Annotated in this window: 13 protein-coding genes; 5 read left to right on the top strand and 8 right to left on the bottom strand. The window is 73.1% G+C overall.

Going from position 1 to position 17,960, the window contains the following annotated elements; genetic code table 11:
• The first annotated feature begins 31 nt into the window (after nt 1–31).
• A complete protein-coding gene (locus tag BMY61_RS14725; RefSeq protein ID WP_052438944.1) occupies nt 32–658 on the top strand; it encodes a class I SAM-dependent methyltransferase in 627 nt (208 codons plus the stop codon).
• On the opposite strand, the gene BMY61_RS14720 is transcribed toward BMY61_RS14725, so the two are convergent.
• The 3 genes from BMY61_RS14720 to BMY61_RS14710 form a co-directional block, all read right to left on the bottom strand.
• Nucleotides 643–3,423: a molybdopterin-dependent oxidoreductase gene (locus BMY61_RS14720; protein ID WP_042451191.1), complete on the bottom strand. Its 2,781-nt coding sequence runs from the start codon at nt 3,421–3,423 to the stop codon at nt 643–645. The two genes, BMY61_RS14725 and BMY61_RS14720, sit on opposite strands and share 16 nt — an antisense overlap.
• Entirely contained in the window at nt 3,420–4,247 is an 828-nt protein-coding gene (locus tag BMY61_RS14715; protein WP_042451189.1) for an FAD binding domain-containing protein, read from the bottom strand. The genes BMY61_RS14720 and BMY61_RS14715 overlap by 4 nt, the downstream gene beginning before the upstream one ends.
• A 104-nt stretch (nt 4,248–4,351) precedes the next feature.
• The gene (locus BMY61_RS14710) at nt 4,352–5,434 is read right to left on the bottom strand and encodes an AI-2E family transporter (RefSeq protein ID WP_161791289.1); all 1,083 of its coding nucleotides are present in this window, start codon (nt 5,432–5,434) and stop codon (nt 4,352–4,354) included.
• 231 nt (nt 5,435–5,665) lie between these two features.
• On the opposite strand from BMY61_RS14710, the gene BMY61_RS14705 reads away from it, so the two are divergent.
• Nucleotides 5,666–7,621: a potassium transporter Kup gene (locus BMY61_RS14705; protein WP_236656126.1), complete on the top strand. Its 1,956-nt coding sequence runs from the start codon at nt 5,666–5,668 to the stop codon at nt 7,619–7,621.
• A gap of 36 nt (nt 7,622–7,657) precedes the next feature.
• Entirely contained in the window at nt 7,658–8,554 is an 897-nt protein-coding gene (locus BMY61_RS14700) for a hypothetical protein (RefSeq protein WP_052438943.1), read from the top strand.
• Between the two features lie 15 nt (nt 8,555–8,569).
• Here BMY61_RS14700 and BMY61_RS48780 read toward each other — a convergent pair whose 3' ends face one another.
• The 5 genes from BMY61_RS48780 to BMY61_RS14675 form a co-directional block, all read right to left on the bottom strand.
• Entirely contained in the window at nt 8,570–10,210 is a 1,641-nt protein-coding gene (locus BMY61_RS48780; RefSeq protein ID WP_042451186.1) for a carbohydrate binding domain-containing protein, read from the bottom strand.
• A 200-nt stretch (nt 10,211–10,410) separates the two neighbouring features.
• Nucleotides 10,411–11,391 (bottom strand): hydroxyacid dehydrogenase, encoded by a 981-nt coding sequence (locus BMY61_RS14690; RefSeq protein WP_042451326.1) that lies wholly within the window; start codon nt 11,389–11,391, stop codon nt 10,411–10,413.
• A 125-nt stretch (nt 11,392–11,516) separates the two neighbouring features.
• Entirely contained in the window at nt 11,517–12,425 is a 909-nt protein-coding gene (locus tag BMY61_RS14685; protein ID WP_042451184.1) for a carbohydrate ABC transporter permease, read from the bottom strand.
• A complete protein-coding gene (locus BMY61_RS14680) occupies nt 12,422–13,363 on the bottom strand; it encodes a carbohydrate ABC transporter permease (RefSeq protein ID WP_042451183.1) in 942 nt (313 codons plus the stop codon). Before BMY61_RS14680 ends, BMY61_RS14685 begins: the two co-directional genes overlap by 4 nt.
• Nucleotides 13,360–14,712, bottom strand: a complete 1,353-nt coding sequence (locus BMY61_RS14675) for an ABC transporter substrate-binding protein (protein WP_042451181.1) — start codon at nt 14,710–14,712, stop codon at nt 13,360–13,362. The genes BMY61_RS14680 and BMY61_RS14675 overlap by 4 nt, the downstream gene beginning before the upstream one ends.
• 272 nt (nt 14,713–14,984) lie before the next feature.
• Between BMY61_RS14675 and BMY61_RS14670 the strand changes: the two genes are divergently transcribed.
• Nucleotides 14,985–17,114, top strand: a complete 2,130-nt coding sequence (locus BMY61_RS14670; RefSeq protein ID WP_063773302.1) for a DUF2264 domain-containing protein — start codon at nt 14,985–14,987, stop codon at nt 17,112–17,114.
• On the top strand, nt 17,111–17,908 hold the full coding sequence (locus tag BMY61_RS14665; protein ID WP_075003905.1) for a sugar phosphate isomerase/epimerase family protein: 798 nt from the start codon (nt 17,111–17,113) through the stop codon (nt 17,906–17,908). Before BMY61_RS14670 ends, BMY61_RS14665 begins: the two co-directional genes overlap by 4 nt.
• Nucleotides 17,909–17,960: the final 52 nt, after the last annotated feature.

Below are 17,960 nucleotides of genomic sequence, written 5' to 3'. Positions count from 1 at the left end.
TTGGTCGACCTGTGGGGGAGGGGAGGGACCGATGGAGGCGTTGACGGCGGTTGCGGCCGACCCGGGGCGGGGCGCGCGCGGGAGCGGTGCCGCGTACGCGGAGCTGCGCGGCACGTTGCTCGGGCTGCTGCGCGGGACCGTGCTGGAGATCGGTGCCGGCGCGACCGGTCAGCTCGCGCAGTTGGACCCGGAGGTGCGCTGGCTCGGACTGGAGCCGTCCGCCCGGCGGCGGCGCCGACTGGCGCGGCGGGCCGCCGAGTTCGGGCGGCCCGGCAGCGTTCTGGCGGGCCGCGCCGAGGAGTTGCCGTTGACGGGCGGGAGCGTCGACGCGGTGCTCGCCAGTGTCGTGCTCTGCTCGGTGCGGGACCAGGAGCGGGTGCTCGCCGAGATCCGGCGGGTGCTGCGTCCCGGCGGGCTCTTCGTCTTCTTCGAGCACGTCGGCGCGCCCGAGGGCAGCGCGCCGGCGCGGCTGCAGCGGGCGTGGGCGCCCTGGTCCCGGGTGTGCGACGGCGGCTGCGACCCGCGCCGGCCCACCGCCCGGCGCATCGCGGAGGCCGGCTTCGGCAGTGTCGACCTCCGCTTCTTCGACCTCGGCGGCCGGTTCACCCCGTACGGCCCCTACGTCGCGGGCTGCGCGGCGCGTCAGGCCGAGTGCTGAGCCCGTCCCGGCCCGTCCCCCCGCCGGGACCGGTGCTCGTGGAGCGCCTGCCAGACGTGGTCGCGCAGGAACGGGGCCTCGGTGAAGCGGATCCCGGTGGCGTCACGCAGCGCATTGGCGAAGGCGGGAGCGACGGGGTTGAACGGGCTCTCACTCATCGACTTGGCGCCGAGCGGGCCGATGGCGTCGGAGGTCTCCGAGAAGTGGACCTCGGTGCGCGGCACGTCCGCGTAGGCGGGCAGTCGGTAGCGGCGGAAGGCCGCGGTGGTGACCTCGCCGCGCTCGTCGAGCAGGACGCGCTCGAAGAGCGTCGCGCCCAGCGCCTGGGCGACACCGCCCTCGACCTGGCCGCGGCACTGGAGCGGGTTCATGACCTTGCCCGCGTCGGCGCCGTGGACGCTGCGCAGGATCCGGATCTCGCCGGTGTCGGGATCGACCGCGAGCCGGAACCACTGGGAGTTGAACGCCACCGAGCGCGGTGAGCCGCCCCAGTGCCCCACGCCGGCGAGCTCCACGCCCTGCCGGCGGGAGGCCTCGAACAGCTCCTTCAACGTCACGATGCGGCCCTCGCACTCCACCGCGTCCGCCGTCAGCCGCAGTTGGCTCTGCGGCACACGGACGTACTCGGCGGCGAAGGAGAGGATCTGCCCGGCCAGCGCGTTGGCGGCCTTCATCACCGCCTTGCCCGCCACGACCGTGCCGGCCGAGCCGAAGGCCCCGGTGTCGTGCCGGACGACATCGGTGTCGGACTGGCGGATCGCGATCCGGTCGACGGTGGTGCCGAGCGCGCCCGCGGTGATCTGCTTGTGGACGGTGGTGGTGCCGTTGCCGAACTCCGCGGTGCCGACCGCGATGTCGTAGCTGCCGTCGTCGAGCAGGGTGACGGTCGCGTCGGCGTAGTGGCCGCCGGGCGGGCCGGTGGCGATGGCGGCCATCGCGAAGCCCTGTCCCACCAGCCAGCCTTCGGGCGCCAGTTCGGCGCTGCGGTCGTCGGCGAGGGCGTTACGGACCACCCCGAGGCACTGGTCCAGGCCGTAGGAGGCGATGTGCAGGTCCTCCTCCTCGCCGCAGGGGCCCTCCATGTGGTCGCCGGGGCCGATCACGTTCTTCTCGCGCAGGACGAGCGGATCGATGTCCAGGAGCCGCGCCAGTTCGTCCATGGCCGACTCCAGGGCGAAGGTGACCTGGCCCAGCCCGTAGCCGCGGAACGCCCCGGCGGGAACGGCGTTGGTGTAGACCGAGTACGCGTTGACCTTCTTGTTCGGCGCCTTGTAGACGCCCATGGACTCGCCGACGCTGTGGAACATGACCGCCGGTCCGTGGTTCCCGTAGGCGCCGGTGTTGGCCACCACCCGGAACTGAAGCGCCGTCAACATGCCGTCGCGCTTCGCACCGACCTTCACCGTCACCTTGAACGGGTGGCGGGTGGTGGCGCCGTAGAACTGCTCGGGACGGGTGAACTCCAGCTTGACCGGCCGGTGCAGCTTCATCGCCGCCAGCACGGCGATGTCCTCGGTGAGCATCTCCTGCTTGCCGCCGAACCCGCCGCCGACCCGGCCCGCGACCACCCGCACCTTCTCCTCGGGCAGGTCGTACAGCGCGCACAGCGCCCGGCGGGTCAGGAACGGCACCTGCGTGCTGGAGCGGACCACGATCCGCTCCTCGCCCGTCTCCTCGTTCTCCTCGAAGTAGACCAGGCAGCCGTGGGTCTCCAGGCTGGCATGCTGGACCCGCTGGGTCCGGAAGGTCTCCTCGTGGACGACGTGGGCCTCGGCGAAGCCCCGCTCGACGTCGCCCGTCTCGCCGTGGACCTCGCCGCAGACGTTGTTCTCGGCGCGGAAGATGCGCGACTCGGGTCCCTTGGGGTGGATCACCGGCGCGCCGGGCGCCATCGCCTCCTCCGGGTCGAGGACGAACGGCAGTTGTTCGTACTCGACGACGATCCGGCGGCAGCCCTCCTCGGCCGCGCCCTCGCTGTCGGCGACGACGGCGGCCACGCGCTGGCCGACGAAGCGCACGACGTCGTCCAGCACCCGGGTGTCGTCCGGGTCCTCGGTGGGGTGCTCGTGGCGCGCGGAGGAGTAGAGGGTCTCCGGGGCGTCGTGGTGGGTGAGGACGGCGTGCACCCCGGGGACCCGGAGTGCGGCGGAGGTGTCGATGGAGACGATCCGGGCGTGCGGGTGCGGGGAGCGCAGCAGCTTCATGTGCAGCAGCCCCTCCACCTCCATGTCGAAGGTGTAGCGGGCCGTCCCGGTCACCACCTGCGGCCCGGCGGGCGCGCCGAGGCTGCGGCCGACGGCCTGGCCCGCGTCCGGCCGCTCGGTGTGCTTGACGCCGCAGATCGCGTCCTCGATGGCCCGGTACCCGGTGCAGCGGCACAGGTTGCCCTTCAGGGCCCGGGGCAGGTCGGCGCGCTTGTCCTCGTCGAAGCCCTTCGCGGTGGTGGTCATCAGGAAGCCCGCGGTGCAGAAGCCGCACTGGAAGCCCTGGGCGTCGAGGAACCGCTGCTGCATCGGGTGCAGCTCGCCGTCCTTGGCCAGGCCCTCGACGGTGGTGACCGACCGTCCCTCGGCGCGCAGCGCCGGGTAGAGGCAGCTGTGTACCGGCTCGCCGTCGACCTGGACCGTGCAGGCCCCGCAGTCGCCGCCGTCGCAGCCCTTCTTGACCCCGAACCAGCCCCGCTCGCGCAGGTAGGTACGGAGGCACTGTCCCGCCCTGGGCTCGGCGTCGAAGTCCTGGTCGTTGACGCGGATGGAGAAGCTCATCTCCCGTCCTCCTCGTCGAGCAGTTCGCGGCGGATCTCCTCCGCGAAACGGAAGGTCATGTGGCGCCGCCAGGCCGGCAGGCCGTGGATGTCGTCGTAGTACTCGTCCGCCCGGATCCCGTACGCGACCGCCTCGTGGACCGCCCCGGCGTTCGGCCGCAGCGGGAAGCGCAGCCGGATCGGGCGGACGGTGGAGGCGGTGACCGTCAGGGCCAGCTCGTCGTCGTGCGGATCCCGCGAGCCGATCAGCAGCGCGCCGGAGCGGCCGAGTCCGTAGAGGGAGGCCTGCCGGAACGCGGTCCGGCGCGAGAGCGCCCGGGCCGGCACGGTGATCGAACGCAGCAGCTCCCCGGGCCGCAGGACCTTGATCCCGGCGCCCACGACGAAGTCCGCGACCGGCACCTCCCGGAACGAGCCCGACTGCGCCTGCAGCCGGCACACGCCGTCGAGGGCGGCGGTCAGCGAGATCATCGGCCCGGCGGGCAGCCCGTTGCACAGGTTGCCGCCGACGGTGGCCACGTTCCAGATCTTCCAGGAGGCCAGGAAGGCCCGGCAGCACCGCTCGAACAGCGGCGCCGCCGGCCAGTCGCGGCCCTCGGCGAAGCGGGAGAGCTGGGCGATGGTACAGGTCGCCGCGATCTCCAGGTCCCCGTCCTCGGTGACCCGGACCGGCTCCCAGCCCATGCGGCTCAGGTCGATCAGCCGCCGGATGTGCGGCTGCGGCTCCGAGAACAGGTACGTGCCCCCGCCCAGCCAGGCGTCACCGGGCCGCCACGCGTCGCGACTGCGTGCGTCGCGCATCTCCACCACCGTGTTCAGGTCCACGGGCCATCACCGTCCTCGACTGATCGACAACGGGATTGAAGCAACGGTGAACGGGGTGGAACGAGTGGGTGCGCCTACCAATGTGCCGGTCCCGGACTGGGTGATCAACCAGCGCGTGACGCGCGCGAGCCGCTCAGCTCCCGGTAGGTCGCCACGGCCGCCGCCGTGAGCGGGACCGCCAGCAGGGCGCCCAGCACGCCGCCGAGGCTGATCCCGCCCACGACGGTGAACATCACCAGCCCCGGGTGCAGCGAGACGGTCCGGCTCTGGATGACGGGCTGCAGGAACGCGCCCTCGGTGAACTGCACCAGCAGGATCACCCCGAGCGTCCACAACGCGGTGCCGAGCCCCTGGTCGCCCAGGGCCACCAGCACCGCCGTCAGGCCCGACAGGAACGCGCCGATGTAGGGGATGTAGGCACCGACGAAGACCAGCGCGGCGAGCCCCGCCGCCCCCGGCACACCGAGGATCAGCAGGCCGACGAGGATCAGGCTCGCGTCGGCCAGCGCGACCAGCGTGGTGCCCTGCATGAAGCCGGCCGTGGCCCGGTAGGCGATGCGTCCCAGGCGTAGCGCCGTCCTGGCGGCGCCGGAGGGGAGGGTGCGCCGGACCGCCGCCGGCAGGCGGCGTCCGTCGCGGAGCAGGAAGAAGGTCAGGGCGAGGGCCAGGACGGCGCCGGTCAGCAGTTGGGCGGCGATCCCGAAGCCCGCGACGGCGCCGGCGACCAGGGTGTGGCCGAGGCCGGCGTGCAGTTGCCGCAGCCCGGACGACGCTGCCCCGGCCACGTCCGACGCGCCGCCACTGACGTGCTGTGGCGCCTGCTGGAGCGCGGACAGCAGTGACTCGGAGCTGTGGACCAGGGTGAGGGCGATCACGAAGATCGCGGCGTCGACGACGCCGACGACCAGGAGGCACGCCAACGCCGCGGCGATCCCGGGCCGGGCACCGGCGCCCGGCAGTCGCCGGATCTGCTGGACCAGCGGATCCAGCAGCGCGGTCGTGAGGACCGCCATGACGAGGGGGACGACGGCGGCGCGCAGGACCCAGACGACCAGGAGCAGCACTGCGGCCGCCGCGGCCGCGGTGAGCCCGAGGGCGAGCCACGCGGTGAGTCTGCGCGCCGACGCGGGCAGCGGGGAGAGCAGTGTCGGCCGGGCCTGCTCGAGCTCCTGCGCTGGTTCGGTCACCCGGTCCCCCCTCGGCTCGGCCACGGCGTCGCGGCCGGGTCGCCCGCGCGAGCGCCCGGCCCGCCTGGTGCGAATCTCCAGGGTGGTGCGGGCGGCCGCCAGCCCGGGAGGCCGTTCGGGTGAGGCGCGGGCCGGGGCGCCGTCAGGAGCCCTGCCCTGCCGGGAATCGCGGTGCGAGCCGGGTTATCGTCCGAAGCCGGGCCATCGTCCGGACAGGACAGGAGGATCCCCGTGGCCGATCCCGCTCCCGATCCCGTGCCGGTTCCCGCTCCCGTTCCCGAGCCGCATCCCGGCCGCGACGTCGTGCGCCTGGGGCTGGTGATCGGTGCGCTCGGCGTCGTCTTCGGAGACCTGGGCACCAGCCCGATCTACACCCTCCAGACGGTGTTCGACCCGACCGACCCGCACCCCGTCCCGGTCAGCACGCAGAACGTCTACGGCGTGGTGTCGCTGGTGTTCTGGTCGGTCGTCATGGTCGTCTGGGTCACCTACGTACTGCTGGCCATGCATGCCGACAACGACGGCGAGGGCGGCATCATGGCGCTCATCACGCTGGTCCGGCGGGCCGGCCCGCGGCGCAGCAAGCGTCTGGTGGCCGTCCTGGCCGGGCTGGGGATCTTCGGCGCCGCGCTGTTCCTGGGCGACAGCATGATCACCCCGGCGATCTCGGTGCTGTCGGCCGTCGAGGGGATGAAGGTCGTCCAGCCCTCGCTGGGCGGAGCGGTCGTGCCGGTCACGGCCGCGATCATCGTGGTGCTGTTCCTGGTGCAGCGCCGGGGTACCGCGGCCGTGGGCCGGGTCTTCGGGCCCGTGATGGTGGCCTGGTTCGTCGCGATCGGGGCGTGCGGGATCGACGGGATCGTCGACCACCCGGCCATCCTCAGGGCGCTGTCGCCGACGTATGCGCTGAGCTTCCTCTTCGGCCATTTCGGCACCGCGTTCTTCGCCCTCGCCGCGGTGGTGCTCGCGGTCACCGGCGCGGAGGCGCTCTACGCCGACATGGGCCACTTCGGCCGCCGGTCGATCACCCGGGCGTGGATGTTCCTCGTCTTCCCCGCCTGCATCCTCAGCTACCTCGGCCAGGGCGCGCTGATCCTCGGGAACCCGGCCAACATCAGCAGCCCGTTCTTCCTCCTGACGCCCGGCTGGGGGCGCGTGGCGATGATCTTCCTTGCCACGGCGGCGACGGTGATCGCCTCCCAGGCGGTGATCACCGGCGCCTACTCGGTGGCCTCGCAGGCCGCCCAGCTCGGCTACCTGCCGCGCCTGCGCATCGCGTACACCTCCGAGTCCACGATCGGGCAGATCTACGTCCCGTGGATCAACTGGCTGCTGATGGTCTCGGTGCTCACCCTGGTCTTCGCGTTCCGCAGCTCGGCGGCGCTGGCCTTCGCCTTCGGCATGGCCGTCACCGGGACCATCACCATCACCACGCTGCTCTTCTTCTACGTGGCCCGCTCGCGGTGGGGAACGCCGCGCTGGGTGCTGATCCCCGGCGCCGCCGTGCTGCTCACGGTGGACCTGCTGTTCTTCGCCGCCAACCTGACCAAGCTCGTCCACGGTGCCTGGTTGCCGCTGCTGATCGGCATCATCGCGTTCACCGTCATGACGACCTGGCAGCGCGGCCGCGAGCTCGTCACCCGCGAACGCGCCCGCGCCGAGGGCCCGCTGCGCGCGTTCGTGGACCAGCTGCGCAGCGGCGAGGTCCCGACGGTGCGGATCCCCGGCAGCGCGGTCTTCCTCAACCGGGGCATGGACACCACGCCCCTGGCCCTGCGGGCCAACGTCGAGCACAACCACGTCCGCCACGAGCGGATCGTGATCCTCTCCATCGAGACCGAGACCGTGCCACGCGTGCCGGCCGACGGCCGGATCACCGTCGACCACCTCGGCTACGCCGACGACGGCATCGTCCACGTCGCCGCCCGCTTCGGCTACATGGAGACCCCGGACGTCCCCGGCGCGCTGGCCCTCCTCGACCCGGAGCAGACGGAGGGTCGCCTGGAGCTCGCCGACACCTCCTACTTCCTCTCCAAGATCGAGCTGCGCCGCGGCAAGGACCCGACGATGCCGGCCTGGCGCAAGCGGCTCTTCATCGCGACCTCCTACATCACCGCCGACGCCGCCGAGTACTTCGGCCTCCCGCGCGACCGCACGGTCATCATGGGCGCGCAGATCGACGTCTAGCCCCGCCGCACGCAACCTTCGCCTACCCTGCGGGGCATGAGTGCCGACGCGGAACTACTGGAACTGGCCGTACAGGAAGGTCTCGCCCCGGATCTGCTGAGCCGTCTGGTCCGGCACGACGGCGCCCGTCGTCAGATGGCGCTGTCTCGGCGGGACCTGAGTCTGGAGCTGGCAGAGGAGATCATCGCGCTGGGGTCGGCCCGCACACTCGCTGCGAACTCGTCGCTGCCTCCCGGGGCGCGGGCGCTGCTCGTGGACCATCCCCAGACCGAGGTCCGGGCGGCGCTGGCGGCCAACGCGGATGACGACCCACCCGGCATCCTGGTCCGGCTCTCCCAGGATCCTGAACCCTTCGTGCGGTCCTTCCTGGCGATGAACGACCGGCTCGACCCCGCCGTGCGCGCACGGCTGGCCACGGATCCGGACCGCGAGGTCCGCAGCTCGCTGGCGCGGCACTGGCTGGACGCGCCCGATGAGGTGCGGCGGGCGTTGCTCACCGACCCCGATTCGGACGTCCGGCGGGGAGCGGTCCACGCGTACGAGCCTCCGCCGGACCTCCTGCCCGAGCTGCTCCGTGACCCGGTGACCCGCGCCGGGGTGGTGCGGCACGCCGAGCCGACGGGAGACCTGGCCACCGATCCGGACGCCGACGTTCGCCGTGCTCTGGCCCGGCATCCCGCGCTCTCCGCGCACCTGCGTGACCTGCTGGCGGCGGACCCGGACGTGCTCGTCCGGGACGCCGTCGCCGCGCGCCCGGACACCCCGTCCGCGCTGCGGGAGGAGCTGGAGCCCACGTTGCACAGCGACGATCCCGTCGAGCAGTGGCTGATCGGCTTCTCCCGGCACCAGTGCCCGCCCAGTGAGGAGCGCCCGGCTCCGGGCGGGCGCACCCGCGCGGAGGCGGAGGCGTTGCTGACCGGAGCCGGGCTGTAGCAGGTCGAGGGGGCGTCAGCGGCCCTGGAGGGACTTGACGTTGTCGCCGAAGGTCCAGCCCAGGGAGCCGTCCCAGTTGATCGACCAGGTCATCAGGCCCTTGAGGGAGCCGTTGAAGGCGTTCCAGGACTGGCCGACCAGGCTGGGGGCCATGTAGCCGCCGCCCGCCCCGGACTGGGCCGGGAGGCCGGGCACCTGCTTGTCGTAGGGCACCTTGACGGTGGTGCCCTGGATGGTCAGGCCGTTGTTCAGGCAGGTCGTCTGCACGGTGAAGCCCTGCACCGTGCCGGCCTGGTAGGAGTCGCCGGAGCAGCCGTACATGCTGCCGTTGTAGTACTGCATGTTGAGCCACCACAGCTCGCCGTTGTCGGCGTACTTCTTGATGATCGGCAGGTACGCGCCCCAGATCGAGCCGTAGGTGACGCTGCCGCCGGTGACGTACGCCGTCTCGGGGGCCATGGTCAGACCGAAGCCGGCCGGCATCTGGGCGAGGATGCCGTCGATGATCCGTTCCAGGTTGGCCTGGGAGGTGGAGAGCGTGTTGATGTTGCCGCTGCCGGTGAGGCCGGTCTCGATGTCGATGTCGATCCCGTCGAAGTTGTACGCCTTCAGGATCGGGACGACGGTCGCCACGAACCGGTCGGCGACGGTGCTGGAGCTCAGGTCGATCCCGGCCGAGGCGCCGCCGATCGACATCAGGATGGTCGCCCCGGCGGCCTTGGCCTGGCACATCTCCGCCGGGGTGGCGACCTTGACGTTGGTGTCCATGCCGTCCTGCCACTCGGCGGTGCCGTCCGAGAGGATCACCGGGAACGCCGCGTTGATGACGTTGTAGCCGTGCTGGGCGATCCGGCTGTCGGTGATGGGGATCCACCCCAGGCCGGGGTGGACCCCGTTGGCGGTGCCGTCCCAGTTCTCCCAGTAGCCCTGCAGGACCTTGCCCGCCGGGCGCGGCTTCGTCGCGCAGGTCGCGCCCGTGGGCGAACTGCTCGGCGAGGAGCTGACGGTGGGGGAGCTGCTGACGGTGGGGGAGGAGCTGACCGTCGGCGAGCCGGTGGCGGTCGGGGAAGCGCTGGCGCTGGCCGAAACGGTGGAGGTCGGCGACCCGCTGGGGGAGGGGCTGCCGCCGGGCCCGGTGAGCGAGACGTCGTCGGCGTAGTAGGCGGGTTGGCCGTACCAGCCGTGCAGGTAGACCGTCACCGAGGTGGTGTTCGCCCCGGTGGTGAAGGAGAGGCTGAGCTGACTGTACGAGGGGCTGCTCGGCGTCCAGGTGGAGGGGTCGCTGGCGGCGCCGGTACCGGTGGCGCCCAGGTAGACGTAGCTGCCCTGGACGTAGGCGCTCAGCGTGTAGGCGGAGTTGGGCTGCACGCTGACGGTCTGGCTGCACTGGGCGTCGTCCTGCCCTGCGGGGGTGCCCTCGAGCGCGGACGTGCCGGAGTGGACCGGGCTGCTGACGACCGTGCCGGAGCCGGCGGAGCAGGTCCAGCCGGTGAGCCCGTTCTCGAAACCGGGGTTGGCCACCAGGTTGGTGGTCGCCGCCCCGGCGGTGACGGAGCCGGAGACGGCGAGGCAGGCGCCGACGAGCGCGGCCGCGCTCAGCGCGGCGAGCGCGCGTGGCGCGGTGACCCCTGGTGGACGGAACAGCGGACGGAACATGCGGTGCTCCCTTCCCGCCGAACGCCACAGGTACGACTGGCGTGTGGGGGCATGGCGCCCGGCTCTGGGTGGCGTGCGGACAGGTGGGGCTGTGCCGCACGGGATCGTAGGAGGGCCGCGGTGACCCGTCAATAGGTCTGGACCAATGTCATGGTCAGGGCGCCGACGCGGGTCGGCGCCGGGCGCGTCGGCGTCGGTGCTCAGGCGACGCGGTGGATGTCCTGCGGGAGGATCCGGTGCGCGAACGGCTGTCCGGCCGCGTAACGGGCCAGCTCGTCGGCGGCCGTTGCGGCCATGCGGTGCAACTCGCCGCCCATGGAGCCGGCCACGTGCGGGGTGAGCAGCACGTTGGGCAGCTGGTACAGCGGCGAGTCGGCGGGCAGCACCTCGGGTTCGGTCACGTCCAGCACGGCCGCGAGGCGGCCGTCGACCAACTCCTCGGTCAGCGCCTGCTGGTCGACCAGCGAGCCGCGGGAGGTGTTGACCAGCGTCGCGCCGTCCCGCATGAGCGCGAGGCGGCGACGGTCGATCAGGTGCCGTGTCCCGGGCAGCTCCGGCGCGTGGACGCTCACCACGTCGCTCACGGCGCACAGGTCGTCGAGCCCGACCGCGCGGGCCCCGAGCGCCTCGGCCTCGGAGGGGGCCAGGTAGGGGTCGTGGACCAGCAGTTCCAGGTCGAACGGACGCAGCAGCTCCAGCACCCGTCGTCCGATCCGGGAGGCGCCGACGACGCCGACGGTGCGTCGGTAGTTCCCGGCGCCGGGGAAGGCGGCGAGCCAGTCGTGCGGGGCGCGGCGGAGCCGGTAGGCGGCGGCGAACCGGAGCACCTGCTTGTTGGCGAAGAGCACGGCGGCGACGGTGTACTCGGCCACGGGAAGGGCGTTCGCCTGGGCGGCCGAGGTGACCTGGAGGCCGCGGTCCCAGCAGGCCTCGGTGATGTGGTGCTTGACCGAGCCGGCCGCGTGGACGACCGCGCGCAGTCGGGGCGCCGCGGCCAGCACGGCTTCGTCGAGCGGCGGGCAGCCCCAGCTGCTGACGATCACCTCCGCCCCGGCGAGCGCGGTCCGCGCCTCGGGGGTGCCGAAGTCGTCCAGGACGAGCGCGGGGTCGAGGTCGGCGATCTCGGTCAGTCGCCGCATGGTCCCCGCGTCGATCAGCCGGGCGACGAGGTCGCGGTGCATGGCGAGGACGGCGCGCGGCCGCTCGCGGACCTCGGTCGGCGGTGCGGGGGCGGGGGTGGTGACGGTGGGCACACGGGTCTCCGGGGAGGTGCGGGTGGCGCTGGGCATGGGGCTCACTTCACCGGTCACTTGACGCTGCCCGCCGTCATGCCCGCCTTCCAGAACCGCTGGAGGGCGACGAAGGCGACGACCAGCGGCAGCACGGCGAGCAGCGAGCCGGTGACGACCAGGGGGTAGAACTCGGGGAAGGCGTGGGTCTGGGTGTCCCAGGAGTAGAGGCCGAGGCTCACCGGGTAGAGCCTGCTGTCGGAGAGCATGACCAGCGGCAGGAAGAAGTTGTTCCAGATGGCGGTGAACTGGAACAGGAACACGGCCACGAAACCGGGCAGCATCATCCGCAGGCCGATGGACCAGAAGGTCCGCAGCTCCCCGGCACCGTCCATCCGGGCCGCCTCCAGGACCTCGCCCGGCACGTAGCCGCCGGCGAAGACGCGGGAGAGGTAGACGCCGAACGGGTTGACCAGCGACGGCAGGAAGACCGCCCAGAAGGTGTTCACCACACCGACCTTGGAGGCCAGCAGGTACATCGGGAGGGCGAGCGCGGTGGTGGGCACGAGCACGCCCAGCAGCACCAGGCCGAACAGCTTCTCCTTGCCGGGGAAGGCGTGGACCTCGAAGGCGTAGCCGGCGCAGGTGCAGACCAGTGCGCACAGCAGGCCGCCGATCCCGGCGTAGAGGAGGGAGTTGAGGAACCAGCGGAAGTAGATGCCGCCGTCGGCGGTGGCCAGGCCGTGCAGGTTGGCGGCCAGGTGCCAGCGGCTGGGGTCGAACAGGTCGCCGCCGAGCAGGTCGGTGGTGTTCAGCGGGGATGCCAGCACCAGCCAGGCGAGCGGCAGCAGGGTGTAGACGACGGCCAGGCCGAGGGCGGCGTTGACCGCGGAAGAGGAGAGCAGGCGCGGGCGGCGGGCCGGGTGCGGCCCGTGATCGGCCGTCCGGCGCTGCCGGGCGGGGCGCGGGGGAGCGAGGGTGGTCATGCGGCTGTCTCCGTCCGGCGCGCGGGGCGGTTGCGGGTGGCGCGGGTGACGACGAAGGAGAGCGCGGCGGCGGCGACGGCGAGGATCACCGAGGAGGCGGCCGCCACGCCGTAGTCGTCGTTCGTGAACGCGGCGGTCCAGGCAAACATGTTGGGCGTCCAGCTGCTGGTGATGCCGGGTGCGGCGCCCTGGAGGATGGTCGGCTCGGTGAACAGCTGCAGCGAGCCGATGACGGTGAACAGCGCCACGACCGCGAGCGAGGAGCGGATCAGCGGCACCTTGATGCTCAGCGCGGTGCGCAGCGGTCCGGCGCCGTCGACGACGGCCGCCTCCAGCACCTCGCGCGGGACGGCCTGCAGGGCGGCGTAGAAGATGACGACGTTGTAGCCGGTCCACTCCCACACGGCCACGTTGACCACCGCCGGCAGCGGGTGCCCGAGGATGTTCAGGCCTCCGCCGAGCGCGGCCACCACGGGGCTGACGCCGGGCGTGTAGAGGAAGGCCCAGATCAGGGCGGCGATGACGCCGGGGACGGCGTGCGGCAGGAACAGCGAGAGCTGGACGAACCGACGGGCCCGCACCAGGGCCGAGTCCAGCAGCAGGGAGAGTGCCAGCGACAGCGCGACCATGACCGGGATATAGAGCACGACGTAGCAGCCGATCGTCACGAAGCCGGACCGGAAGGCGTGGTCGGCCAGCACGTGCGTGTAGTTGCCGATCCCGTCGAAGACGGTGGTGCTGCCGCCGAAGCCGAGACCGGAGCGGTGCTCGGTGAACAGGCTGAGCCAGACCGCGTAGCCGATCGGGACGAGTGTGCACGCGGTGAACAGCACCAGGAACGGCGCGATCAGGGCGGCGGGCGCCCCGTACCGGCCGCGCGGACGGCGGCCGGTACGGGCGGGTGCGGTGTCGGTGGGGCTGGTGGTGCCGGTCGTCACTGGGTGACCTTCAGGCCGGCGCCGGTCAGCGCGTTCACGGTGGCGCTCTGCGCGCCGTCGAGGGCCCCGGCGAGGGTGCCGCCGCTGCTCAGCTTGCCGAAGGAGTCGGTCAGCGAGGTGTTGGTGGTGCCCATGGCCGGCCCCCAGGTCCAGCCCTTCTTGATGGAGGCGGCGCCGGCGACGAAGACGCCGTAGATGTCCTGGCCGCCGTAGAAGGTGGTGTCGAACGCGGACTTGGCGACGGGCACCAGGCTCGGGTCGGCGGGGAACGCGGAGGAGGTGCCGGAGCCGATGCGGGCCTTGATGCCGTCGGTGGTGGTGGTCGCCCACTCGGCGAACTCCAGCGCGGCGGCGGTGTTCCTGCTGGCCTTGGAGACGGCGAAGGTGGTGCCGCCCAGCATGCCGCTGGCGGGCTGCCCGTCCCAGCTGGGGATCGGGGCGACAGCCCACTGGCCGCTCTGCCCGGGGGCGCTCGCGAGGGTGCTCTTGAGCACCCCGCCGCCCCAGGCCGCGCCGAGGTAGGCGGCGGTGTCGCCCTTGACCAGCGAGGAGGTCCACTGCTGGCTGAACGAGGGCATCACGTTGACCAGGTCACTGCTGATCATGTCCTGCCAGTAGGCGGCGACCTTGGCGGTGCCGGCGTCCTTGAGGTTCACCTTCCAGGTGTCGCCCTGGGTCCCGAACCACTGGGCGTCGTTCTGCCAGGACAGGGCCTCCAACGTGCTCGGGTCGTCCGGGAAGAAGGTGGCGATGCGGGTGCTCGGCTCCGCGGCCTTGAGCTTGACCGCGTCGGCGCGGAAGTCGGCCCAGGTGGTGGGCGCGGTCGTGATGCCGGCCTTGCCGAAGAGGTCCTTGCGGTAGAAGAGGGCCTGCGGGGCGGCGTCCAGCGGCAGCCCCCAGGTCTCGCCGCCGAGCGTGGTCAGGCCCATGGTCTGCGGCAGGTACTGGCTGCGGACGCTGTCCGGTACGGCCTTGGTGATGTCCTGGACGTAGCCCTGGCTGACGAACTCCGGCAGCTTGGCGTACTCGACGTTGAACAGGTCGGGGGCGTTGCCGGCCTTCTCGGCGTCGGCGATCTTGGCGTAGCCGCCGGCGTTGCCGGAGGGGATCTGCTGGAAGTCGACGTGGACGTCCTTGTGCGAGGCGTTGAACGCGGCGACCACGTCCGCGGTGCCCTTGGCCCAGCCCCAGAAGGTGAGGGAGACCGGCTTGCCCGGGGCGGCGGGGGCGGCCGAGGGGCCCGAGCCGCTGCTGCCACACGCCGTCAGCACGGCGAGTGAGACGGCGGAGGCGGTGAGCGCGGCGGCGGTGCGGGCGACTCGGGCAGGACGGGGAGAGGCTGTCGGCATGGCTCGGCTCCTGAGGGTGGGGTCGCAGCGGAGGGGCCCCGATCGCGGCGGATGGCGGCTCGGCGATGCGGGAACGTGGGGCCATCCTGGGACCAGGTCCGATCGGAGTCAAGACTTGGCGATCAAATGATCTGAAGTGATCTGGCGATGGGGCAGGAAAGCCCTGGGCTGGTGGGTTGGTGGGCCACCAGCGGCCGATCATTCGCTCTGACTCATTGACACCTGATCCCCCCTTTTCTAGATTCGATCTGCCTGCCCCGAGGAGCATCGTCATGCCATCCGTCCCGTTGCCGCCCGAGGACCGTACCCGCAGCCCCCGCACCGGCTGGACCAGGGCGCACTGGGAGGCGGTGGCCGACGGACTGCTCGGCGCCGTCCGCCCGCACGCCGGCCCCGAGCAGGCGCTGATCAGCCTTCCCGGCCCCCGCCCGAGCGTCTCCGGCGCCCGCTCCGACGGACTGGAGGGCTTCGCCCGCACCTTCCTGCTCGCCGCGTTCCGTGTCGCCGGAGCCGGGGGAGAGGACCCGCACGGACTGCTCGAGCAGTACGCCGCGGGCCTGGCCGCCGGCACCCGCACCCCCACCGCCGAACGCCAACTGACGGCCGGTGACCCGGTCTCGTGGCCGGTCATCGGCGACCGGAGCCAGTCCATGGTCGAGTCCGCGTCCGTCGCCCTGGGGCTCCGCCTCACCCGGCCCTGGCTCTGGGACAAGCTGGACGGCCGGACGCAGTCAAAAGTCCGCGCCTGGCTGTCGGGGGCGCTGCACCACACCCCGGCCGACAACAACTGGTGGCTCTTCCCGTTCACGGTCGGCGCCTTCCTCGCCGAGACCGACGACCACGCGGCCGCGCACGCGGCCGTCGCCCGGGGCCTGCAGAAGATCGACCAGTGGTACCTGGGCGACGGCTGGTACACCGACGGCCGCCCCCGCGCCTTCGACCACTACAACGGCTGGGCCCTCCACCTCTACCCCGTCCTGCACGCCCACCTGAGCGGCGACCAGGCCCTGCTCGACCGCTACGGTTCCCGCCTGCACGCCCACCTGGACGGCTACGCAAGCACCTTCGGCGCCGACGGCGCGCCCATGCACCAGGGCCGCTCGCTCACCTACCGCTTCGCCGCCACGGCCCCGCTGTGGGCGGGCGCGCTGACCGGCCACACCCCGCTCGCCCCCGGCGCGACCCGACGCCTGGCCTCGGGCGTGCTGCGCCACTTCCTCGACCACGACGCGCTCGACGCCGACGGCCTGCTGACGCTGGGTTGGTACGGCCCCTACCTGCCCGTCGTCCAGGAGTACTCCGGCCCCGCCTCCCCGTACTGGGCGAGCAAAGGCTTCCTCGGACTGCTGCTGCCCGCCGACCACCCCGTCTGGACCGACCGCGAGGCCCCCGCGCCGGTCGAGACCGGCGACGCGGTGGTCCCGCTGCGCGGACCGGGCTGGCTGATCCAGTCCACCGCCGCCGACGGCCTGGTGCGCCTGCACAACCACGGCAGCGACAACCAGTTGGCCGACCAGGTCCTGGCCGACGACCCGCTCTACGCCCGCCTCGCCCACTCCACCGCGACCGCCCCCGTCCACGACGGGCCACCGGACAACCACTTCGGGCTGGTCGTGGCCGGTGCGCCCAGCGAACGCGGCCGCATCCGCCCCCGCGGCGCGGGCCCCGGCTGGGCCGCGTCCACGCACCACCCGCGCATCGGCGGCGCCGCGCTGCCGGGCGTCCGCGTCCTGTCGCTGGTCCTCGCCCACGGCCCGGACGAGATCCACGCTCATCTGGTCACCGGCGCGTCGCCGGGCACCGAGGCCCGCCACAGCGGCTGGGCCGCGGCGGGGACCGGCCTCGCGGCGCACCGCCGGACGGACAGCGGCCCCGCGAGCCCGGGCCAGGTGGCCGAGGGCTCTTCGGGCACCGTCCTTGGGGCGCAGCGCCGGACGGACAGCAGCCCCGCGATGACCGGCCACGCGGCCACCGGCCTGGTGGCCGAAGGCGCTGCGGGCGCCGAAAGTGCGGTCGCCGCAGGTGTCCTCGCCCGCGTGGCCGCGACCGGCGCGGACGGGCGGATCCTCGTCTCGGAGCTGCGCGGCGAGATCGGATTCCGTACGGCGGCCGTGGAGCCGGTTCCGGCCGGCACCGCGTTCGGGCCGGAGGCGGCCGTGCCGGTCCTGCGCGGCACCACCGGCCCCGGCGCCTCGTTGTTCGTCGCCGCCGCACGGCTGTCGGCCGCCACCGTGCCGACCGGGGCGCCCCTCGTCCAGGTGCGGAGCCGTGACGACCTGCACGAGCTCCACGTCCGGTGGCCCGACGGCGCCGAGCACGAGGCCGTCCTGCACGACGCCGCTGCGCAGGCCGACGCCTGCGTCGTCGAGGTCGCCCTCGCCCGGCCCGGAGGGATGCGGTGAGGCTTGCCTTCTCCACCCTCGGCCTGCCCGGGGCACCGCTCGACGACGTCCTGCGGCTCGCCGCCGACCACGGCTGGCAGGGGCTGGAACTGCGCTGCGCGCCGGGCGAGCCGGTCCATCCCGAGCTGAGCCCGGACGAGCGGCGGCGGACCGCCGCCGCGCTGGCCCGGGCCGGTATCGTCCCGCTCGCCCTCGCCGACTACACCGGTGTCGCCGCCCCCGGCGACGACGCGGGAATCGTCCGCGAGCTCGTCGACCGGCTGCGCCTCGCGGCCGACCTCGGCGCCCGCCACCTGCGGGTCTTCCCCCGCGGCGGGGACGGGCCGGTCGCGGAGGCCGACGCCCGCGCCGCGCGTCGCCTCGCGGCGGCCGCGGCGACCGCCGAGGAGCTGGCCGTCCGCATCCTCGTGGAGACCCACGACTCACACCGGAGCGGCCGGGACGTGGCCCGCCTTCTCGCCCGGCCCGAACTGGCCGGGCACCCGGCCGTCGGCGCGCTGTGGGACCTGCTGCACACCCGACTCGCCGGGGAGCCCGTGGCGGTGACCGCCGCCGCGCTCGCCCCGTACCTCGGCTACGCGCAGGTGAAGGACGTCGCCGGGCCGGACGAGCTGACCCCGCTGCCGCTGGGGGCGGGCGTGCTGCCGATCGGGGCGTGCGTGCGCGCGCTCCCGGCGGACGCCTGGGTCTCCTGGGAGTACGAGGCCCCGTGGTACCCGGACGCCGCGGCCTTCGCCCCGCTCCTCGCCTCCGGCGCGGTCCACCTGCGGGGCCTCGCCGCCGAAACCCGCTGAGCACGCCCAGCGGGTCCCGCGCGTCCCGCGTGTCCGGCGCGGCGTAGTCGTG

Source organism: Streptacidiphilus jiangxiensis, from assembly GCF_900109465.1.
Classification (GTDB): domain Bacteria; phylum Actinomycetota; class Actinomycetes; order Streptomycetales; family Streptomycetaceae; genus Streptacidiphilus; species Streptacidiphilus jiangxiensis.
Note: the sequence above shows the minus strand (reverse complement) of the source record. Positions and strands in the feature narration are given on the sequence as shown.